General features: G+C 62.8%; 29 protein-coding genes and 1 pseudogene. All 30 read right to left on the bottom strand.

Annotated features, from left to right (window positions below; all coding sequences use genetic code 11):
• Window positions 1-505 precede the first annotated feature (505 nt).
• Window positions 506-1936, bottom strand: a complete 1431-nt coding sequence (gene phoA / locus AB4136_RS32950; protein WP_137900475.1) for an alkaline phosphatase — start codon at window positions 1934-1936, stop codon at window positions 506-508.
• 157 nt (window positions 1937-2093) lie between these two features.
• A complete protein-coding gene (locus AB4136_RS32955) occupies window positions 2094-2768 on the bottom strand; it encodes an ankyrin repeat domain-containing protein (RefSeq protein ID WP_137900474.1) in 675 nt (224 codons plus the stop codon).
• Window positions 2769-2866: 98 nt separating this feature from the next.
• The gene (rplQ, locus tag AB4136_RS32960) at window positions 2867-3292 is read right to left on the bottom strand and encodes a 50S ribosomal protein L17 (protein ID WP_024924783.1); all 426 of its coding nucleotides are present in this window, start codon (window positions 3290-3292) and stop codon (window positions 2867-2869) included.
• Between the two features lie 105 nt (window positions 3293-3397).
• On the bottom strand, window positions 3398-4408 hold the full coding sequence (locus tag AB4136_RS32965) for a DNA-directed RNA polymerase subunit alpha (RefSeq protein WP_024924782.1): 1011 nt from the start codon (window positions 4406-4408) through the stop codon (window positions 3398-3400).
• 99 nt (window positions 4409-4507) lie between these two features.
• The gene (rpsK, locus tag AB4136_RS32970) at window positions 4508-4897 is read right to left on the bottom strand and encodes a 30S ribosomal protein S11 (protein ID WP_024924781.1); all 390 of its coding nucleotides are present in this window, start codon (window positions 4895-4897) and stop codon (window positions 4508-4510) included.
• A gap of 126 nt (window positions 4898-5023) precedes the next feature.
• Complete coding sequence (gene rpsM / locus AB4136_RS32975) at window positions 5024-5392, bottom strand: 30S ribosomal protein S13 (protein WP_137900473.1); 369 nt, start codon at window positions 5390-5392, stop codon at window positions 5024-5026.
• 198 nt (window positions 5393-5590) lie between these two features.
• The gene (locus AB4136_RS32980; RefSeq protein ID WP_137900472.1) at window positions 5591-6184 is read right to left on the bottom strand and encodes an adenylate kinase; all 594 of its coding nucleotides are present in this window, start codon (window positions 6182-6184) and stop codon (window positions 5591-5593) included.
• On the bottom strand, window positions 6181-7521 hold the full coding sequence (gene secY / locus AB4136_RS32985; RefSeq protein ID WP_024924778.1) for a preprotein translocase subunit SecY: 1341 nt from the start codon (window positions 7519-7521) through the stop codon (window positions 6181-6183). The genes AB4136_RS32980 and secY overlap by 4 nt, the downstream gene beginning before the upstream one ends.
• A gap of 131 nt (window positions 7522-7652) precedes the next feature.
• Window positions 7653-8126 carry a 50S ribosomal protein L15 gene (gene rplO, locus AB4136_RS32990; protein WP_024924777.1) on the bottom strand — a complete coding sequence of 158 codons (474 nt, stop codon included), beginning with the start codon at window positions 8124-8126 and terminating at the stop codon, window positions 7653-7655.
• Window positions 8127-8143: 17 nt separating this feature from the next.
• Entirely contained in the window at window positions 8144-8341 is a 198-nt protein-coding gene (gene rpmD / locus AB4136_RS32995) for a 50S ribosomal protein L30 (protein ID WP_024924776.1), read from the bottom strand.
• Between the two features lie 24 nt (window positions 8342-8365).
• The gene (gene rpsE / locus AB4136_RS33000) at window positions 8366-8935 is read right to left on the bottom strand and encodes a 30S ribosomal protein S5 (RefSeq protein ID WP_024924775.1); all 570 of its coding nucleotides are present in this window, start codon (window positions 8933-8935) and stop codon (window positions 8366-8368) included.
• Between the two features lie 153 nt (window positions 8936-9088).
• Window positions 9089-9448, bottom strand: a complete 360-nt coding sequence (gene rplR, locus AB4136_RS33005) for a 50S ribosomal protein L18 (protein ID WP_024924774.1) — start codon at window positions 9446-9448, stop codon at window positions 9089-9091.
• A gap of 133 nt (window positions 9449-9581) precedes the next feature.
• Window positions 9582-10115: a 50S ribosomal protein L6 gene (rplF, locus tag AB4136_RS33010; RefSeq protein ID WP_024924773.1), complete on the bottom strand. Its 534-nt coding sequence runs from the start codon at window positions 10113-10115 to the stop codon at window positions 9582-9584.
• Window positions 10116-10147: 32 nt separating this feature from the next.
• Entirely contained in the window at window positions 10148-10546 is a 399-nt protein-coding gene (gene rpsH, locus AB4136_RS33015; RefSeq protein WP_024924772.1) for a 30S ribosomal protein S8, read from the bottom strand.
• Window positions 10547-10558: 12 nt separating this feature from the next.
• Window positions 10559-10864 carry a 30S ribosomal protein S14 gene (gene rpsN, locus AB4136_RS33020; protein ID WP_024924771.1) on the bottom strand — a complete coding sequence of 102 codons (306 nt, stop codon included), beginning with the start codon at window positions 10862-10864 and terminating at the stop codon, window positions 10559-10561.
• 27 nt (window positions 10865-10891) lie between these two features.
• Window positions 10892-11461 (bottom strand): 50S ribosomal protein L5, encoded by a 570-nt coding sequence (gene rplE, locus AB4136_RS33025; protein WP_024924770.1) that lies wholly within the window; start codon window positions 11459-11461, stop codon window positions 10892-10894.
• Window positions 11454-11768 (bottom strand): 50S ribosomal protein L24, encoded by a 315-nt coding sequence (rplX, locus tag AB4136_RS33030; RefSeq protein ID WP_024924769.1) that lies wholly within the window; start codon window positions 11766-11768, stop codon window positions 11454-11456. Before rplX ends, rplE begins: the two co-directional genes overlap by 8 nt.
• A 12-nt stretch (window positions 11769-11780) precedes the next feature.
• Window positions 11781-12149 carry a 50S ribosomal protein L14 gene (rplN, locus tag AB4136_RS33035; RefSeq protein WP_024924768.1) on the bottom strand — a complete coding sequence of 123 codons (369 nt, stop codon included), beginning with the start codon at window positions 12147-12149 and terminating at the stop codon, window positions 11781-11783.
• A 73-nt stretch (window positions 12150-12222) separates the two neighbouring features.
• The gene (gene rpsQ, locus AB4136_RS33040; RefSeq protein WP_024924767.1) at window positions 12223-12462 is read right to left on the bottom strand and encodes a 30S ribosomal protein S17; all 240 of its coding nucleotides are present in this window, start codon (window positions 12460-12462) and stop codon (window positions 12223-12225) included.
• 11 nt (window positions 12463-12473) lie between these two features.
• On the bottom strand, window positions 12474-12674 hold the full coding sequence (gene rpmC, locus AB4136_RS33045; RefSeq protein WP_024924766.1) for a 50S ribosomal protein L29: 201 nt from the start codon (window positions 12672-12674) through the stop codon (window positions 12474-12476).
• Between the two features lie 15 nt (window positions 12675-12689).
• Window positions 12690-13103 carry a 50S ribosomal protein L16 gene (gene rplP, locus AB4136_RS33050; RefSeq protein ID WP_024924765.1) on the bottom strand — a complete coding sequence of 138 codons (414 nt, stop codon included), beginning with the start codon at window positions 13101-13103 and terminating at the stop codon, window positions 12690-12692.
• Between the two features lie 27 nt (window positions 13104-13130).
• Window positions 13131-13853 carry a 30S ribosomal protein S3 gene (gene rpsC, locus AB4136_RS33055; RefSeq protein WP_024924764.1) on the bottom strand — a complete coding sequence of 241 codons (723 nt, stop codon included), beginning with the start codon at window positions 13851-13853 and terminating at the stop codon, window positions 13131-13133.
• Window positions 13853-14242, bottom strand: coding sequence for a 50S ribosomal protein L22 (rplV, locus tag AB4136_RS33060; RefSeq protein ID WP_024924763.1), 390 nt, complete (start codon window positions 14240-14242; stop codon window positions 13853-13855). Before rplV ends, rpsC begins: the two co-directional genes overlap by 1 nt.
• Window positions 14243-14244: 2 nt before the next feature.
• On the bottom strand, window positions 14245-14523 hold the full coding sequence (gene rpsS, locus AB4136_RS33065) for a 30S ribosomal protein S19 (RefSeq protein ID WP_024924762.1): 279 nt from the start codon (window positions 14521-14523) through the stop codon (window positions 14245-14247).
• A 16-nt stretch (window positions 14524-14539) separates the two neighbouring features.
• Window positions 14540-15373 (bottom strand): 50S ribosomal protein L2, encoded by an 834-nt coding sequence (gene rplB / locus AB4136_RS33070; RefSeq protein ID WP_024924761.1) that lies wholly within the window; start codon window positions 15371-15373, stop codon window positions 14540-14542.
• 23 nt (window positions 15374-15396) lie between these two features.
• Window positions 15397-15690 (bottom strand): 50S ribosomal protein L23, encoded by a 294-nt coding sequence (locus tag AB4136_RS33075; RefSeq protein ID WP_024924760.1) that lies wholly within the window; start codon window positions 15688-15690, stop codon window positions 15397-15399.
• The gene (rplD, locus tag AB4136_RS33080; RefSeq protein WP_024924759.1) at window positions 15687-16307 is read right to left on the bottom strand and encodes a 50S ribosomal protein L4; all 621 of its coding nucleotides are present in this window, start codon (window positions 16305-16307) and stop codon (window positions 15687-15689) included. The genes AB4136_RS33075 and rplD overlap by 4 nt, the downstream gene beginning before the upstream one ends.
• On the bottom strand, window positions 16307-17017 hold the full coding sequence (rplC, locus tag AB4136_RS33085) for a 50S ribosomal protein L3 (RefSeq protein WP_024924758.1): 711 nt from the start codon (window positions 17015-17017) through the stop codon (window positions 16307-16309). The genes rplD and rplC overlap by 1 nt, the downstream gene beginning before the upstream one ends.
• Window positions 17018-17076: 59 nt before the next feature.
• Window positions 17077-17385 (bottom strand): 30S ribosomal protein S10, encoded by a 309-nt coding sequence (gene rpsJ / locus AB4136_RS33090; RefSeq protein ID WP_006205468.1) that lies wholly within the window; start codon window positions 17383-17385, stop codon window positions 17077-17079.
• A gap of 65 nt (window positions 17386-17450) precedes the next feature.
• Window positions 17451-17630, bottom strand: a pseudogene (tuf, locus tag AB4136_RS33095) (elongation factor Tu); the annotation flags it as partial.

Raw genomic sequence — 17630 nt, forward strand, 5'->3', positions numbered from 1 at the left:
CGGCGGCGGCGGCCGGGTTTTTCCAGGGCCCGGACTTAGGGCTCGTCACCAGACACCGCCACCGTTAGCGCTGCCAGTCCGGCACCGGCGCCCTCCCTGATACCCGGTGCGCACCAGGTTCCCGTGAGGGCGATGGGCCGATTGTGGCGTGTGCCTCGATCATGTGGGCAAATCCGCGCGCGGTTTTCGTGCGGTTTGCGACAAGGGATTGAAAGGACAACGTACTTTCTTTCGACCTGCGCCTTCCTCCACGCATTCAATCCACATCTTGCACCGCGCCGAGGCGTCAGCGTTCCGGTATGGATTCCCGACACGCTCCGCTCGTGCCTCGCTCACGCGGTCGGGAATGACGAGGCTTCACGGTCCTGCCCTGCGAGAAAGCTTCGCTGCCCTGCCCTGTGCCGAAGCTTCGCTGTCCTGCCCCGTATCCACATGAACGGGCACTAGACGGCGACGCCCCGCCCTTCCGGATCGGGAAGGACGGGGCGCCGGGGGTCGAGGATCGTCAGTTGCCGAGCTTCAGCGCATCGCGGATGGTGAAGAACATGTCGGTCTGGTCGGTAAGGCCGGCGAAATTGGCGGCGCGCGGACCGAAGGCGGCGACGCGCAGCTGCGCGCCGGTGTGTTCCTGCGAATCGCCTTCCGAATTGCCGTAGCTGACCGACATCACCGAACCGTCCTTGGTCTTCAGCGCCTGGGTGAGGCCGGGCGCCTTGGTGTCGTTCGGGATGATCTGGCTGGAATGGGCGTGGTCGGCGGTGACGATCACCAGCGTCTTGCCGTCGGCCTTGGCGAAATCGAGCGCGGCCTGGACGGCCTCGTCGAGATCGACCGTCTCGCCGATCTGGCCGCACGGATTGGCCTCATGATCCTGCTTGTCGATCGACGCACCCTCCACCTGCAGGAAAAAACCCTTTTCATTGGTCTTGAGCAGGTCGATGGCCTTTTTGGTCATGGCTGCGAGCGTCGGCACGGCGGCGGTGCGGTCGGCGTTCGGCTCGCAGGTCACCGCTTCCTTTTCGATGTTGCCGTAATGGACGGCCTTCGGCCCCTTCCAGCGGACCGGCATGTTGCCTTCCGAGAACAGGCCGAGCACCGGCTTGTCGTTGCCGGCGGCGCTAAGGGCGTTGAGCTCGTCGGCCGTCCTGACGACCTGGAAACCGCGCTCCTTGGCCTGATCGAACAGCGTCTTGTCCTTCCAGTCGCCGGCGCGGGCGGTCTCGCCGAAGCTCTTGGCGCCGCCGCCCAGAACGACATCGGCGCGGGTGTTCAAAAGCTGCTCGGAGATCGAGCCGAGGCCGCCATTCTCGAGCGCGTTGGTGGGGCACTTCTCGGCGGTGGCCGACGGGCCGTAGCATTTGCGCTGGGTGACATGCGCGACCTGCACGGCCGGCGTGGCATCCTGGATCTCGGCGGTCGAGACGTTGCCGGTGCCGATGCCGGCAGTCTTGGCCAGCTCGATCAGCGTCTTGTGCGGCTTTTCGTGAATGTCGACGCCGACGGCGTTGTTATAGGTCTTCACGCCGCTGGCCCAGGCGGTGCCGGAAGCGGCCGAGTCGGTCACGTAGTCCGGCTTGCCGGTCTTCTTGTCCAGCGCGTAGTGGGTGTACTGGCCGGTGACGGGCAGCGCGTCGATGCCCTTGAAGAAGCCGCTGGCGCCTTCGGCATAGTTGCGCGCCACGGTGATCTCGGAATCGCCCATGCCGTCGCCGATCAGCAGGATGACGTTCTTCACCTCGCCATTGTTGATGAACTTCTGCAGCTCGGCGGTGACTTCGCCGGTCAGGCGGCGCGCGCCGCCATGCAGGGTAATGTCGCCCTTGGCCCCGCGTTCGAGGAAGGCATCGGCGGCGCCCTGCCCGTAGACGGCGCCGGAAACAAGCAGCGTGGACAGCGCCGCGGTGGCCAAAAGCGAGTGCCGAACGAGTTTGGTCATATCCCTGATCCCTCAAAACGATGATAGCGGAGCCGCGGACCGGCCCTGAAGTCGTTTTGTTGGAAAGCCATGACCCTGGCATGACAGGTGTACGATTTGTCGGTGACGTTCCCCACTTGCCTTTGCAGAGGCTGCCGCTGGGCAGCGGCCGGGATTATCAGAGCGGGCGGCGGCCTTCGGTGATGCGCTCGACGATCGCCGCGTAGCCGCGCTTCCTGGCGTGCTGCAAGGCACTGACGCCGTCATGGTCGGGAATATCCCTGGCCCCTGCATCGACCAGGAGCGCAACGATCTCCTGCTGCACCGGGCCGCCGTCGCCCAGGATCACCGCCTCCATCAGGGCCGTCCAGCCAAGATTGTTGACGTGGTCGATGTTGATGCCAGTGCCAAGCAGGATGCGCACCGTCTCTGGAAAACCGTGGTCGGCGGCGGGGATCAGGGCAGTGCCGCCGAAGCGGTTGGTGTCCTTGAGATTTGCCTTGCCGGTGGCGAGGATGGCTTTCAGGATATCGTCGCGCCCTTCCGCGCCGGCATAGAGGAAAGGCGTGTCGAGGATATCGTCCTTGGCGTTGACGTCGGCGCCGGCAGCGATCAACAGCTTCGCCGCCTCTGGGTTGTCAGCATGGGTGGCGATGAGCAGCGCCGTGCGGCCCTTGGCATCGCGCTGTTCGAGATCGGCGCCGGAAGCGATCGCCGCCTTGATCTGCGCGATGTCGCCAGCGATTGTCGCTTCGATCAGCATGGGTGCCGTCCCCTTGGCTTCGGCGGCGAGCGTGCCGCCTGTCATCAGACCTACCAGGAATATGAAGACGCGGAAAACTCGTGCGGACATGTCAGCGACCTTTCTTGCAGCCGTCGCTCATGTGGTGTTCCAGAAACAAAAAGGGACCCCAAGGGCCCCTTAATGTCTTTCAAGAAAGTCCGAAAGGCTTAGGCGGCCTCGGTCTCGGAGGCTTCGGCCTCGACGCGGGCGCGGTCAGCGGCGCCCTTGGCCGAGGTGTCGCGGTCAACGAACTCGATGACCGCCATCGCGGCATTGTCGCCCTTGCGGAAGCCTGCCTTCATGATGCGCAGGTAGCCGCCATTGCGGTTGGCATAGCGCGGGGCCAGCGTGTCGAACAGGCGCTTGACGACGCCTTCATTGCCGATCTGGGCGATGACCTGACGACGGGCGTGCAGGTCGCCGCGCTTGCCGAGCGTCACCAGCTTCTCGACGATCGGACGCAGGTCCTTCGCCTTCGGCAGGGTGGTGACGATCTGCTCGTGCTCGATCAGAGACACGGCGAGGTTGGCGAACATCGACTTGCGGTGGCTTACACTGCGGGCGAAACGACGGCCTTTGAAACCGTGGCGCATGGCTCTTTTCCTTCTTTATCTGTTCAAGAGGCCACGGCCTCTGATGGTTTTCCGCATGACCGTCGGACGGGACGGCTTATGCCGCCCGCCCTTGGAAATTCATGCTCAATATTGGTCTTCGTAGCGCTTTGCGAGGTCTTCGATGTTTTCCGGCGGCCAGTCCGGCACTTCCATGCCGAGATGCAGGCCCATAGCAGCCAGAACTTCCTTGATCTCGTTCAGAGACTTGCGGCCGAAATTCGGAGTGCGAAGCATTTCGGCTTCGGTCTTCTGAATGAGGTCGCCGATATAGACGATGTTGTCGTTCTTCAGGCAGTTCGCCGAACGCACCGAAAGCTCCAGCTCGTCGACCTTCTTCAGCAGCGACGGGTTGAAAGCGAGTTCGGTAACGGCCTCGGCCGCGACTTCCTTCTGCGGCTCGTCGAAGTTGACGAACAGAGCGAGTTGGTCCTGCAGGATGCGGGCGGCGAAAGCCACCGCGTCCTCACCCGTGACCGAACCGTCGGTCTCGAGCGTCATGGTCAGCTTGTCCTTGTCGAGTTCCTCGCCGTGGCGGGTGTTCTCGACGCGGTAGGAGACCTTCTTGACCGGCGAATAGAGCGAGTCGACCGGGATCAGGCCGATCGGCGCGTCTTCGGCGCGGTTGCGCTCGGCCGGAACGTAACCCTTGCCGGTGTCAACGGTGAATTCCATGCGGATTTCCGCGCCCTCGTCGAGGGTGCAGATGACATGGTCGGGGTTCAGGATCTCGACGTCGCCGACGGTCTGGATGTCGCCAGCCAGAACGGCGCCCGGACCCTGCTTGCGCACGACCATGCGCTTGGGGCCATCGCCTTCCATCTTGATGGCGATTTCCTTGATGTTGAGCACGATATCGGTCACGTCCTCGCGCACGCCGGCGATGGACGAGAACTCATGCAGCACGCCGTCGATCTGCACGGCGGTGACGGCCGCGCCACGCAGCGACGACAAGAGCACGCGGCGCAGCGCGTTGCCCAAGGTCAGACCGAAGCCGCGCTCGAGCGGCTCGGCGACCAGCGTAGTCAGCGTCTTGCCCTTCGACGAGAAGTCGATCTTGTTGGGCTTGATCAGTTCCTGCCAGTTTTTCTGGATCATTGTCTGTCCTTCCGTTTCCCCACCACCATCCAATCGTGGTGGGCGACCTGGAAACCATTCGGGAACGCACGAAGCGTTCCCGTCGGTATTCTAAAAATGTTAGACGCGGCGCTTCTTGCGCGGGCGGCAACCATTGTGCGGGATCGGCGTCACGTCGCGGATCGAGGTGATGGTGAAGCCGGCTGCCTGCAGAGCGCGCAGCGCCGATTCACGACCCGAACCCGGACCGCAAACCTCGACCTCGAGCATGCGCATGCCGTGTTCCTGCGCCTTCTTGGCGACGTCCTCGGCAGCCATCTGGGCGGCGAACGGGGTCGACTTACGCGACCCCTTGAAGCCCTGGGCACCGGCCGACGACCAGGCAATCGCGTTGCCCTGCGCGTCGGAGATGGTGATCATGGTGTTGTTGAAGGTCGAGTTGACGTGAGCGACACCCGACGAAATGTTCTTGCGTTCGCGACGACGGACGCGTGCGGCTTCCTTGGCCATGGTAGTCCTTTCAGTTGATCTCTACACCGCCGTAATGCCAGCGGCTCCACCTGGAAGGCAGTCGGACTTCGGCAGTCGGCAGTCGGTTTTCCCGACTGCCCGTTGCCTACTGGCGACTGCCGCCAATTACTTCTTCTTACCGGCGATCGCCTTCGCCGGACCCTTGCGGGTGCGGGCGTTGGTGTGGGTACGCTGACCGCGCACCGGCAGCGAACGACGGTGACGCAGGCCGCGGTAGCAGCCGAGGTCCATCAGACGCTTGATGTTCATCGAGACTTCGCGACGCAGGTCGCCTTCGACCTGGTAGTCACGGTCGATCGTCTCGCGGACCTGCAGCACTTCGGCGTCGGTCAGCTGGTTGACGCGGCGCTCGGCCGGGATGCCGACCTTGTCGACGATCTCCTGGGCGAACTTCTTGCCAATGCCGTGAATGTACTGCAGCGCGATGACGACGCGCTTGTTGGTCGGAATGTTGACGCCGGCTATACGGGCCATGTCTTCTCTTTCTCCATCTGGGCCGGCCGACAGGGTCGAAACGGCGCTTTACGTTATCCCGCGTCCGGTGGAGGCCGGCCCTTGCGGGGAGTTCCTGTTCAAAGCAGATGCCTTGTCCTCACGGACAAGCAAAGCTCATGCCTGATAGGGAGACGGGCCGCCATACTCCAGCAGCCCGGCCTAGTCAAGCCGATTTGTTCACTTCTGGACAGAAGTGGCCAGAATAGCCTCGATCTGCCTGGTCACGGTATCGATATCGGCCATGCCGTCGACGCCCTTCAACAGGCCCTTGGCATGATAGTAGCCGATGAGCGGCGCGGTCTTCTTGTAATATTCGCGCAGGCGCTCTTCGAAGATTTCCGGATTGTCGTCCTTGCGCACCGGCTGCCCGGCGGCGGCGGCCTCTTCGGCGCGCTTGACGATTCGGCCGACCAGAACCTTGTCGTCGACGACGAGTTCGATGACCGCATCAAGCTTCAGCTTGCGCTCGGACAGCATCGCCTCGACCGCGTCGGCCTGCGCCAGGGTGCGGGGATAGCCGTCGAGGATAAAACCGCCGGCACAGTCCGGCTGGTCGATCCGCTCGGCGACGATGGCGTTGACGATGGCGTCGGAGACGAGCTCGCCCGCATCCATCACTGCCTTGGCGCGCTTGCCAACTTCGGTGCCGTTCTTGACCGCGGCGCGCAACATGTCTCCGGTGGAGAGTTGCGGTATGCCGTGTTTTTCGACCAGTCGCTGCGCTTGCGTCCCCTTGCCCGCACCAGGCGGGCCAAGCAATATCAACTTCATCTGCCTCTCTTACCCCCGCGCAGCTTCGACTTCTTGATCAGTCCCTCGTACTGATGCGCGATCAGGTGACCCTGAATCTGCGCAACGGTGTCGAGCGTTACACTGACCACGATCAGAAGCGAAGTGCCACCAAGGTAGAACGGTACGCCAGTGGCCGAAATCAGGAATTCCGGCAGAAGGCAGATAACGACCAGGTAGATGGCGCCGATCACGGTGATGCGGGTAAGCACGTAGTCGATATAGTCGGCGGTGCGCTCACCGGGGCGATAGCCCGGGATGAAGCCCGAATGCTTCTTCAGCTGGTCGGCCGTGTCCTTCGGATTGAAGACGATGGCCGTATAGAAGAAGGCGAAGAACACGATCATCGAGGCATAGAACGCCATGTAGAGCGGCTGACCGTGGCCGAGCGAGGCCAGCACGGCGCTTGCCCAGGACGGCAGGTTGCTCGCGTTCGAGAAGCCAGCGACGGTTGCCGGCAGAAGCAGCAGCGACGACGCGAAGATCGGCGGAATGACGCCCGAGGTGTTCAGCTTCAGCGGCAGGTGCGAGGTGTCGCCCTGGAACATGCGGTTGCCGACCTGGCGCTTCGGATACTGGATCAGCAGGCGGCGTTGGGCGCGCTCGAAGAAGACGATGAGCGCGATGACGACGATGGCCAGAACGATGATGGCCAGGATCAGCGGCGTCGACAGCGCGCCGGTGCGGCCGAGTTCCAGCGTGCCGGAAATGGCGTGCGGAAGGCCCGCGACGATGCCGGCGAAGATAATCAGCGAAATGCCGTTACCGATGCCGCGCGCGGTGATCTGCTCGCCCAGCCACATCAGGAACATGGTGCCGCCGACCAGTGTGATGACGGTGGAAATGCGGAAGAACATGCCGGGATCTGTGACAATGCCGTTGCCGTTCTCCAGACCCGCCGAAATGCCGTAGGCCTGCACGATGGCAAGCAGCACGGTGCCGTAGCGGGTGTACTGGTTGATGACCTTGCGGCCCTGCTCGCCTTCCTTCTTCAGCGCTTCAAGCGAGGGGATGACCGAGGTCATCAGCTGCATGATGATGGAGGCGGAGATGTAGGGCATGATGCCCAGCGCGAAGATCGCCATGCGCTGCACGGCGCCGCCGGCGAACATGTTGAACATGCCCAGCACGCCCTTGGACTGCGACTGGAATGCCTGAGCGAAAGCTTCGGGATTGATGCCGGGAAGCGGAATGTAGGTGCCGAGGCGATAGACGAGGAGAGCGCCGATCGTGAACCAGATGCGCTTCTTGAGATCCTCGGCCTTGGCGAAAGCCGCGAAATTGAGATTGGATGCTAGTTGTTCAGCAGCCGAAGCCATTCAATATCTCCGCTAGATGACGCGGGAAAGGCCCGCTTCGGGCAGCGCGTGTCACCGAGCAAGGGACATAGGCTCGGCGGTGCCAAGATGCAAGCGGCCGCGTCGAGACGCGGCCGCTTGTCAAAACATGTTTACTCGGCGGCGGCCTGTTCAGGCAGCTTCACGGAACCGCCGGCCTTCTCGATCTTCTCGATGGCGGCCTTGGAGGCGCCAGCGACGTCAAACGAGAGCTTGGCCTTGAGTTCGCCGTCGGAAAGGACGCGCACGCCGTCCTTGAGGCGGCGCAGAACGCCGGCCTTGACGAGCGCTTCGCCGGTCACGACTTCCTTGCCGTCAAGCTTCTTGGCATCGATCGCCGCCTGGATGCGGGCGAGCGACACGGTGACGAAGCTCTTGGCGAAGATGTTGGTGAAGCCGCGCTTGGGCAGACGGCGGTAGAGCGGCATCTGGCCACCCTCGAAGCCGTTGATGGCAACGCCGGAACGGGCCTTCTGACCCTTCACGCCGCGGCCAGCGGTCTTGCCCGAGCCCGAGCCGATACCACGGCCAAGACGCTTCTTGGAGTGGGTGGCGCCGTCCTTGTCACGCAGATCGGTGAGTTTCATTGGTCTTCTCCTGCGGCTTACTTCTCGTCCACAACGCGGACGAGATGCTGGACGGCCGCGATCATACCGCGCACGGAAGGCGTATCTTCCAGGGTGCGCTTGCGGTGCATCTTGTTGAGGCCGAGGCCGACCAGCGTTGCGCGCTGTTCCTTCGGCCGACGGATCGGCGAGCCGATCTGCTCGACGGTGATGGTCTTGGTAGCTTGCTTGGCCATGTTCGTGGTCCTCTCAGCTATCGACTATTCATCAGCCGCTACGGCATTGCCGCGGCGGGCCTGAAGGGTCGAATACTTGATACCGCGAGCGGCAGCCACATCCTTGGGATGCATCTGGCTCTTCAGCGCGTCGAAGGTGGCGCGAACCATGTTGTACGGGTTCGACGAGCCCATCGACTTGGCGACGACGTCATGCATGCCGAGCGTCTCGAAGACGGCGCGCATCGGGCCGCCGGCGATGATGCCGGTACCCTGCTTGGCGGCACGCAGCAGAACCTTGCCAGCGCCCCAACGGCCTTCGACGTCGTGGTGCAGCGTACGGCCTGAGCGCAGCGGCACGAAGATCATGTCGCGCTTGGCCGATTCAGTCGCCTTGCGGATGGCTTCCGGCACTTCGCGTGCCTTGCCATGACCGAAGCCGACGCGGCCCTTCTGGTCGCCGACGACGACGAGAGCAGCGAAGCCGAAGCGACGGCCGCCCTTCACCACCTTGGCGACGCGGTTGATGTGTACGAGCTTGTCGACGATGCCGTCGTCGCGCTCTTCGCGGTCGCGACCGCGCTCGCGGCCGCCTTCCCTACGTTCCTGTGCCATATCCTAATCCTTGTTCTTTTCCGGAAGCACGGGTTGCTGAAATGCCGGCGCCCCTTTTCGAGGTCGCCGGCGGCGAAAAACTTGCGCCTTCTGCACGATCCGTTCCGAAATGTCAGCCCCTTTTTCGAAGCCGACTTCCGGAATGGTTCGAACTTAGAAGCTGAGGCCAGCCTCGCGGGCGGCTTCGGCCAGCGCCTTGACGCGGCCGTGATAGATGTAGGCGCCGCGATCGAAGACGACTTCCTTGACGCCGGCCTTGACGGCGCGCTCGGCGACCAGCTTGCCAACGGCAGCGGCGGCGGCGGTGTCGGCACCGGTCTTCTTGCCGGCCTTGAAGTCCTTCTCAAGCGTCGAGGCGGCGGCGATGGTGTGACCCTTCGCGTCGTCGATCACCTGGACGTAGATGTTCTTGGAGGTGCGGTGCACCGAAAGACGCGGACGGCCGTTCGAAACCGCCTTGATCTGGCGGCGAATGCGCGACGAGCGGCGCTGCGTGGCTTCCTTGGTTGCCATAGTCGTATTCCTTGCCTTGTAAAACGGGGGTTGCCTTGTGCGGTAGGTTCTGGCCTCCCGCAGCAACACCCCGTGGCGTTGCGATAATCCAGCCTTGCCTGAAACGTCCGCGACGTTTCGGGAGCCAAGCCTGTTACTTCTTCTTGCCTTCCTTACGGACGATCTTCTCGCCCGCATAACGGACGCCCTTGCCCTTGTAGGGCTCGGGGCCGCGGTATTCGCGGATCTCGGCCGCGACCTGGCCGACCTGCTGCTTGTCGATGCCCGAAACGGTGATTTCGGTCGGCTTCGGCACGGTGATCGTGATGCCCTGCGGGGTCTCATAGACCACGTCGTGCGAGAAACCGAGCGCCAGCTGCAGGTTCTTGCCCTGCATGGCAGCGCGATAACCAACGCCGGTGATCTCGAGCTTCTTCTCGAAGCCGTCCTTCACGCCGGTCAGGATGTTGACGATCTGGGTACGCGACATGCCCCACTTGGAGCGTGCGTCCTTCGACTGATCGCGCGGTTCAACGGCGATCTGGCCGTTGTCCAGCTTGACCAGCACTTCGTCGTTGACGACGAACTTCAGCTCGCCCTTCGGGCCCTTCGCCGTGACAGTCTTGCCGTCGACCGCAGCGGTCACACCGGCAGGCACCGAGACGGGCTTCTTACCAATACGAGACATTTTCGCTCGTCCTTCCTATCTCAATTCGCCGATCAGAAGATCTGGCAGAGAACTTCGCCGCCGACGTTCTGCTCGCGCGCTTCGTGGTCGGCCATCACGCCCTTCGGGGTCGAAAGGATGGCGATGCCGAGGCCGTTGGCGACCTGCGGGATCGACCTGGCCGAAACGTAGACGCGGCGGCCCGGCTTCGAAACACGCGAGATTTCGCGCACGACCGGATTGCCGTCGAAGTACTTCAACTCAATCTCGATTTCCGACTTGCCGTTCTCGAAATCGGTCTGGCTGTAGTCGCGGATGTAACCTTCCGACTTCAGCACGTCGAGAACACGGGCGCGCAGACGCGAAGCCGGCGTCGACACGGTCGACTTCTTACGGCCATAGGCGTTGCGGATGCGGGTCAGCATATCGCCGAGAGGATCGCTCAATGACATAGTATGTCCTCCTTACCAGCTCGACTTGACCAGGCCCGGGATCTGGCCGGTATTGCCGAGATCGCGAAGCGCGATGCGCGAGACCTTGAGCTTGCGATAGAAGGCGCGCGGACGGCCCGTGACTTCGCAGCGGTTACGGATGCGGATCTTGGCCGAATTGCGCGGCAGGGCCGCGAGCTTCAGCTGGGCGCGGAAGCGCTCGTCCATCGGCTTGGACTGGTCCATGACGATGTCCTTGAGGGCCTTACGCTTGGCAGCGTACTGGTCCACAAGCTTGCGGCGCCGGTTGTTCTTTTCGACTGAGCTGGTCTTTGCCATTTCAGATTTTTCCTTTGCTCGCTGCCGTTACTGGCGGAAGGGGAAGTTGAAGGCCTTGAGCAATGCCCTGGCCTCGTCGTCCGTCTTCGCAGTCGTACAAACGATGATGTCCATGCCCCAGATCTGATCGACCTTGTCGTAGTTGATCTCCGGGAACACGATGTGCTCCTTGATGCCCATGGCGTAGTTGCCGCGGCCATCGAAGCTCTTCGGGTTCAGGCCGCGGAAGTCGCGAACGCGCGGCAGCGCGATGTTGACCAGGCGGTCCAGGAACTCATACATGCGCTCCTTGCGAAGCGTCACCTTGGTGCCGATCGGCATGTTCTCGCGAACCTTGAAGCCGGCGATCGACTTGCGGGCGCGGGTGATGACCGGCTTCTGACCAGCGATCAGCGCCAAGTCCTCGGCGGCGACCGAAGGCTTCTTGGAATCGCCCGTGGCTTCGCCGACACCCATGTTCAGCACGATCTTGTCGAGACGCGGGATCTGCATCTCGTTGTCGTACTTGAACTGCTCCAGCAGCGCCTTCTTGATGGTCTCGTTGTAGACCTGCTTCAAGCGCGGCGTGTTCTGCGCGGTTTGTGCTGCCTTAGCCATTGATGACTTCTCCCGAGCGCTTGGCGACTCGTACCTTCTTGCCGTCCTTCTCGAGCTTGAAGCCGACGCGGGTCGGCTTGCCGTCCTTGGGGTCGGCGATCGCGAGGTTCGAGAGGTGGATCGGTGCCTCTTTCCTGATCAGGCCGCCTTCCTGCGCCTGGGTCTGGCGCTGGTGGCGAACCACGATGTTGATGCCGCGCACAATGGCCGTGTCTTCCTTCGGCTGCACGGACAGGACTTCGCCGGAGCGGCCCTTGTCCTTGCCGGAAAGCACGACGACCTTGTCGCCTTTGCGGATCTTCTGCATTGTTCCGGCTCCTTACAGCACTTCAGGCGCGAGCGAGATGATCTTCATGTGGTTCTTGGCGCGAAGCTCGCGCGGAACCGGCCCGAAGATACGCGTGCCCACAGGCTCTTTCTTGTTGTCGACGAGAACGGCCGCGTTCTTGTCGAAACGGATCACGCTGCCGTCGGGGCGACGGATGTCCTTGGCGGTGCGTACGACGACCGCCTTCATCACATCACCCTTCTTCACGCGGCCGCGCGGAATGGCTTCCTTGATCGACACCACGATGATGTCGCCGACGGAAGCGTATTTCCGCTTCGAGCCGCCCAGCACCTTGATGCACATGACACGACGGGCGCCGGAATTATCCGCGACGTCGAGGTTTGTTTGCATCTGAATCATGACTGGCCGCCTTCTTCTTCTCTAACGGGACAGGCTGAAAAGCCCCTCCCCGGTCTGTCCAAAATTCGTTCGATTACGCCTGCTCAGGGGTAATGACGACCCAGCGCTTATCCTTGGAAATCGGCTTCGATTCCTGGATGGACACCTGGTCGCCCACCTTGTGGGCGTTGTTTTCGTCATGCGCCTTGTACTTCTTCGACATGCGCACGGTCTTCTTCATCACCGGATGGGTGAAGCGACGCTCGACCTTGACGACGACCGTCTTCTCGTTCTTGTCGCTGACGACGGTGCCCTGCAAAATGCGCTTCGGCATGATTTTCGTCCTTAAGCCTTCTTGCCGGCCGATTTCTCGGCGGCGATGGTCTTGATGCGGGCGATGTCCTTGCGGACTTCCTTCACACGCGCGGTCTTTTCGAGCTGGCCCGTCGCCTTCTGGAAGCGCAGGTTGAACTGCTCCTTCTTCAGCGCGGCAAGATCGGTGTCGAGTTCATCGACGGTCTTCATTCTGATATCGGCGGCTTTCATCGCAACAGCCCTTTCTTATTCAGCGATGCGCTGTACGAAGCGCGTCTTGACCGAGAGCTTGGCTGCACCGAGGCGCAGGGCCTCGCGAGCGATTTCTTCCGACACGCCGTCGATCTCAAACATGACGCGACCCGGCTTGACGCGGCAAGCCCAGTAGTCGACCGCGCCCTTACCCTTACCCATGCGGACTTCGGTCGGCTTCGAGGTGACCGGAACGTCCGGGAACACGCGGATCCACACCCGGCCGGCGCGCTTCATCTCGCGGGTGATCGCGCGGCGGGCCGCCTCGATCTCACGCGCGGTGACGCGGTTCGGCTCCAGCGCCTTCAGACCGAAGCCGCCGAAATCCAGGTTGGTGCCGCCCTTCGCGGTGCCGTGGATGCGGCCCTTGAACTGCTTACGGAACTTTGTGCGCTTTGGCTGCAGCATCGTTCTAACTCCAAATTCCTATGCCAATCAGGCGTTTTCGCGACGACGGCTGCGCTCGGAGCGCTCACCGCCCTGCGAATGATCGCCTTCGGTGGCACGACGTTCCGAGGCCATCGGGTCGTGCTCGAGAATCTCGCCCTTGAACACCCACACCTTGACGCCGCAGATGCCATAGGCGGTCTGGGCTTCGGCGGTGCCGTAGTCGACATCGGCGCGCAGCGTATGCAGCGGCACGCGGCCTTCACGGTACCATTCCATGCGAGCGATTTCGGCGCCGCCGAGACGGCCCGAGCAGTTGATGCGGATGCCTTCGGCACCGAGACGCATGGCCGACTGCACGGCGCGCTTCATGGCGCGACGGAAGGCGATGCGGCGCTCGAGCTGCTGGGCGATCGACTGCGCGACCAGCGTCGCGTCGATTTCCGGCTTGCGCACTTCAACGATGTTGAGGTGCGTTTCGGACTGCGTCATCTCGGTCAGCTTCTTGCGGAGCTTCTCGATGTCGGCGCCCTTCTTGCCGATGATCAGGCCAGGGCGCGCGGCGTGGATGGTGACGCGGCACTTCTTGTGCGGACGCTCGATGACGATCTTCGAGATCGCGGCCTGCTTGAGTTCCTTCTCAAGATACTCGCGGATCTTGAGGTCCTCGTGCAGCAGCTTGCCGTATTCGCCGGTGTTCGCGTACCAACGCGAGTCCCAGGTGCGGTTGATGCCGAGACGGAGACCGATCGGATTGATTTTCTGGCCCATTATGCGGCCTCCCCTTTCTCTTCAACCTCACGAACGACGATCGTGAGATGCGAAAACGGCTTCTCGATGCGGCTGGCGCGACCACGGCCACGAGCGTGGAAACGCTTCATGACGATCGACTTGCCGACATAGGCCTCGGCCACGATCAGGGCGTCGACGTCGAGGTCGTGGTTGTTTTCCGCATTGGCGATCGCCGATTCCAGCGTCTTCTTGACGGTTCCCGAAATGCGCTTGCGCGAGAATTCCAGGTCGTTGAGCGCTGTAGCAACCTTCTTGCCGCGGATCATCGCAGCAACCAGGTTCAGCTTCTGCGGGCTGACGCGGATCGTGCGCAGAACGGCACGTGCCTCGTTGTCAGCAAGCCTGCGCGGAGCTTTGGCCTTGCCCATCGTTATTTCCTCTTCGCCTTCTTATCCGCGCCGTGACCGTAATAGGTCCGGGTCGGAGCGAATTCACCGAACTTGTGGCCGACCATGTCCTCGTTCACCGAGACCGGGACGTGCTTCTGGCCGTTGTAGACACCGAAGGTGAGGCCGACAAACTGCGGCAGGATGGTGGAGCGGCGGCTCCACATCTTGATCACCTCACTGCGACCACCTTCACGAACCTTGTCCACCTTCTTGAGAAGGTAGCCGTCGATGAAGGGGCCTTTCCAAACCGAACGAGTCACTTGGCGTTACCTCTTCTTAGCTCTTGCGCTGATGGCGCGAGCGCACGATGAATTTATCGGTCGCCTTGTTGGACCGCGTCTTCTTGCCCTTGGTGGGCTTGCCCCACGGGGTAACCGGATGACGGCCACCCGAGGTGCGGCCTTCACCACCGCCGTGCGGATGGTCGACCGGGTTCATGGCAACGCCGCGGTTGTGCGGGCGCTTGCCACGCCACACGGTGCGGCCGGCCTTGCCGTCGTTGATGTTGCCGTGGTCGGGGTTCGACACGGCGCCGACGGTGGCAAGGCACGAGCCATGCACGATGCGCTGCTCGCCCGAGTTGAGGCGCAGGATCGCCATGCCCTGGTCACGACCGACGAGCTGGGCATAGGCGCCAGCCGAACGGGCGACCTGGCCGCCCTTGCCGGGCTTCAGCTCGATGTTGTGGACGATGGTGCCCACCGGCATCGACGAAAGCGGCATCGCATTGCCGGGCTTCACATCGACCGCTTCGCCGGCCACGATCTTGTCTCCGGCCTGCAGACGCTGCGGGGCGATGATGTAGTTCAGCTCGCCGTCCTCATACTTGATGAGAGCGATGAAGGCGGTGCGGTTCGGGTCGTATTCCAGACGCTCGACCGTGCCGACCACGTCGAACTTGCGACGCTTGAAGTCGATGATGCGGTACGAACGCTTGTGACCGCCGCCGATGAAGCGGGCCGTGATGCGACCGTAGTTGTTGCGGCCGCCCGACTTGGTCAGACCTTCGGTCAGGCCCTTGACGGGCTTGCCCTTGTAGAGGCCCGAGCGGTCGACGATGACCAGCTGGCGGGTGCTCGGCGTTACCGGGTTAAATTTCTTCAGTGCCATTGTCGTTGTCCTCGCGGCCTAGCTCAGAGACCCGTCGCGACGTCGATCGACTGGCCATCGGCCAGCGTCACAACTGCTCGCTTGACGTCGCCCTGGCGGCCGATCGTGCCGCGGAAGCGCTTCACCTTGCCCTTGCGGACGAGCGTGTTCACAGCCATCACCTTCACGCCGAACAGCGCTTCGACGGCTGCCTTGATCTCCGGCTTCGACGCCTTCTTGGCGACGTTGAAGACCACCTGGTTCTGCTCGGACGCCATGGTCGACTTTTCGGTGATCGCCGGCGAGACGATCACATCGTAATGACGAAGGTCGGTCATTTGAAGCGCTCCTCGAGAGCCTCGACGGCGGCCTTGGAAAGGACCAGCGTGCCGCGGCGCAGAATGTCGTAGACGTTGATGCCCTGGATCGGCAGTACGTCGATGTTCGGAATGTTGGCAGCGGCCCGCTTGAAGCCCTGGTCGAGCTCGGCACCGCCGATGAACAGGGCATTGGTCAGGCCGAGCGTCGCGAAATTCGCGACCAGCGCCTTGGTCTTGGCTTCAGCCAGCTTCAGCTCGTCGACCACGATGATCGAGGAAGCCTTGGCCTTGGCCGACAGCGCATGCTTGAGGCCGAGCGCACGGACCTTCTTGGGAAGGTCATGCTCATGGCTGCGGGCAACCGGGCCGTGGGCCTTGCCGCCGCCGCGGAACTGCGGAGCGCGAGCCGAATGGTGACGGGCGCGGCCCGTACCCTTCTGCTTGTACATCTTGGCGCCGGTGCGGGCGATGTCCGCGCGGCCCTTCGCCTGATGCGTGCCCTGCTGCTTCTTGGCGAGCTGCCAGCGCACGACGCGCTGCAGGATGTCTTCGCGCGGCTCCAGGCCGAAGATCTCTTCCGAGAGCTTCACCTTGCCGGCGTCCTTGCCGCCGAGGGTGGTGATCTTGAGGTCCATTATTCCGCTCCCTCAGTGGCCGGAGCCTGTTTGGTGGCCGCCCGGATCGCTGCCGGCTTCGGCGCGTTGGCAGGCAGCGCCGACTTGACGGCGTCGCGAACCAGGATCCAGGCACCCTTGGTGCCGGGAACCGCGCCGCGGATCAGGATCAGACCGCGATCGGCGTCGGTCGAAACGACCTCGACGTTCTGGGTGGTGACGCGCGTGTCGCCCAGGTGGCCGGCCATCTTCTTGCCCTTGAACACCTTGCCGGGGTCCTGGCGCTGACCGGTCGAACCGTGCACGCGGTGCGACAGCGAGTTACCGTGGGTGGCACGGCCGCCGCCGAAATGGTGACGCTTGATAACGCCCTGGAAGCCCTTACCGGTCGAAGTGCCCGTCACGTCGACCTTCTGGCCGGCGACGAAATGCTCGACCGTGATCTCGGCGCCGACGTCGAGCATGTTGTCGGCGGAGACGCGGAATTCCGCGACCTTCGACTTCGGCTCCACGGAGGCGGCAGCGAAGTGGCCGCGCAGGGCCTTCGACGTGTTCTTCACCTTGGCAAGGCCAACGCCGAGCTGGACGGCGGTGTAGCCGTTCTTCTCCTGCGTGCGCTGAGCCACGACCTGGCAGCTCTCCATGCGGAGAACGGTAACGGGGACATGCTCGCCGGCATCGTTGTAGATGCGGGTCATTCCCACCTTCTGTGCAATTACACCTGAACGCATAGGTTCATCTTCCTTCAGAGGAGCTGGCCGGGTTTCCCCACCGGCTCATGTTTCAGCTCTTAGAGCTTGATTTCGACGTCCACGCCGGCGGCCAGATCGAGCTTCATCAGCGCATCGACCGTCTGCGGGGTCGGGTCCACGATGTCGAGAAGGCGCTTGTGAGTGCGCATTTCGAACTGCTCGCGGCTCTTCTTGTCGACGTGCGGCGAGCGGTTGACCGTGAACTTCTCGATCCTGGTCGGCAGCGGGATCGGGCCGCGGACATTGGCGCCGGTGCGCTTGGCCGTGGAAACGATTTCCCGCGTCGAGGCGTCGAGCACGCGGTGATCGAACGCTTTAAGTCGGATGCGGATATTCTGTCCGTTCATGCGTCTATTCCTTGTTCTGGCGCGGCGCGGGCGTATCCGCGCCCGCGACAGATCTCTTGTTCTTCTTACTCGACGATGGAAGCGACGATGCCGGCGCCGACGGTGCGGCCGCCTTCACGGATAGCGAAGCGCAGCTTCTCTTCCATGGCGATCGGCACGATCAGCTCGACGTCAACGGTGATGTTGTCGCCAGGCATAACCATCTCCGTACCAGCCGGCAGCGTCACGATGCCGGTCACGTCCGT

Origin of the sequence: Mesorhizobium sp. 2RAF21 (assembly GCF_052115345.1) — a bacterium.
GTDB classification, from domain to species: Bacteria; Pseudomonadota; Alphaproteobacteria; order Rhizobiales; family Rhizobiaceae; genus Mesorhizobium; species Mesorhizobium terrae.

Excerpts from the sequence above, each read along its gene's own strand:
- rpsE (WP_024924775.1), bottom strand. The coding sequence starts at position 8,935 with ATGGCACAGGAACGTAGGGAAGGCGGCCGCGAGCGCGGTCGCGACCGC.
- rplE (WP_024924770.1), bottom strand. The coding sequence starts at position 11,461 with ATGGCTAAGGCAGCACAAACCGCGCAGAACACGCCGCGCTTGAAGCAG.
- rpsK (WP_024924781.1), bottom strand. The coding sequence starts at position 4,897 with ATGGCCAAGGAAGCCGCACGCGTCCGTCGTCGCGAACGCAAGAACATT.
- rplP (WP_024924765.1), bottom strand. The coding sequence starts at position 13,103 with ATGCTGCAGCCAAAGCGCACAAAGTTCCGTAAGCAGTTCAAGGGCCGC.
- phoA (WP_137900475.1), bottom strand. The coding sequence starts at position 1,936 with ATGACCAAACTCGTTCGGCACTCGCTTTTGGCCACCGCGGCGCTGTCC.
- rpsM (WP_137900473.1), bottom strand. The coding sequence starts at position 5,392 with ATGGCCCGTATAGCCGGCGTCAACATTCCGACCAACAAGCGCGTCGTC.
- rplV (WP_024924763.1), bottom strand. The coding sequence starts at position 14,242 with ATGGGCAAGGCCAAAGCTCCGCGCAGGCTTGCTGACAACGAGGCACGT.
- rpsQ (WP_024924767.1), bottom strand. The coding sequence starts at position 12,462 with ATGCCGAAGCGCATTTTGCAGGGCACCGTCGTCAGCGACAAGAACGAG.
- rplX (WP_024924769.1), bottom strand. The coding sequence starts at position 11,768 with ATGCAGAAGATCCGCAAAGGCGACAAGGTCGTCGTGCTTTCCGGCAAG.
- rplO (WP_024924777.1), bottom strand. The coding sequence starts at position 8,126 with ATGAAACTCACCGATCTGCGTGACAAGGACGGCGCCACCCACTCCAAG.
- rpmD (WP_024924776.1), bottom strand. The coding sequence starts at position 8,341 with ATGGCCAAGCAAGCTACCAAGACCATCACCGTCGAGCAGATCGGCTCG.
- secY (WP_024924778.1), bottom strand. The coding sequence starts at position 7,521 with ATGGCTTCGGCTGCTGAACAACTAGCATCCAATCTCAATTTCGCGGCT.
- rplD (WP_024924759.1), bottom strand. The coding sequence starts at position 16,307 with ATGGACCTCAAGATCACCACCCTCGGCGGCAAGGACGCCGGCAAGGTG.
- rplN (WP_024924768.1), bottom strand. The coding sequence starts at position 12,149 with ATGATTCAGATGCAAACAAACCTCGACGTCGCGGATAATTCCGGCGCC.
- rpsN (WP_024924771.1), bottom strand. The coding sequence starts at position 10,864 with ATGGCAAAGACCAGCTCAGTCGAAAAGAACAACCGGCGCCGCAAGCTT.
- rplQ (WP_024924783.1), bottom strand. The coding sequence starts at position 3,292 with ATGCGCCACGGTTTCAAAGGCCGTCGTTTCGCCCGCAGTGTAAGCCAC.
- AB4136_RS32955 (WP_137900474.1), bottom strand. The coding sequence starts at position 2,768 with ATGTCCGCACGAGTTTTCCGCGTCTTCATATTCCTGGTAGGTCTGATG.
- rpmC (WP_024924766.1), bottom strand. The coding sequence starts at position 12,674 with ATGAAAGCCGCCGATATCAGAATGAAGACCGTCGATGAACTCGACACC.
- AB4136_RS32980 (WP_137900472.1), bottom strand. The coding sequence starts at position 6,184 with ATGAAGTTGATATTGCTTGGCCCGCCTGGTGCGGGCAAGGGGACGCAA.
- rpsH (WP_024924772.1), bottom strand. The coding sequence starts at position 10,546 with ATGTCATTGAGCGATCCTCTCGGCGATATGCTGACCCGCATCCGCAAC.
- rplB (WP_024924761.1), bottom strand. The coding sequence starts at position 15,373 with ATGGCACTGAAGAAATTTAACCCGGTAACGCCGAGCACCCGCCAGCTG.
- rplF (WP_024924773.1), bottom strand. The coding sequence starts at position 10,115 with ATGTCTCGTATTGGTAAGAAGCCCGTCTCGGTGCCTGCCGGTGTGACC.
- rplR (WP_024924774.1), bottom strand. The coding sequence starts at position 9,448 with ATGGCAACCAAGGAAGCCACGCAGCGCCGCTCGTCGCGCATTCGCCGC.
- rpsC (WP_024924764.1), bottom strand. The coding sequence starts at position 13,853 with ATGGGCCAGAAAATCAATCCGATCGGTCTCCGTCTCGGCATCAACCGC.
- rpsJ (WP_006205468.1), bottom strand. The coding sequence starts at position 17,385 with ATGAACGGACAGAATATCCGCATCCGACTTAAAGCGTTCGATCACCGC.
- rplC (WP_024924758.1), bottom strand. The coding sequence starts at position 17,017 with ATGCGTTCAGGTGTAATTGCACAGAAGGTGGGAATGACCCGCATCTAC.
- AB4136_RS32965 (WP_024924782.1), bottom strand. The coding sequence starts at position 4,408 with ATGATCCAGAAAAACTGGCAGGAACTGATCAAGCCCAACAAGATCGAC.
- AB4136_RS33075 (WP_024924760.1), bottom strand. The coding sequence starts at position 15,690 with ATGACCGACCTTCGTCATTACGATGTGATCGTCTCGCCGGCGATCACC.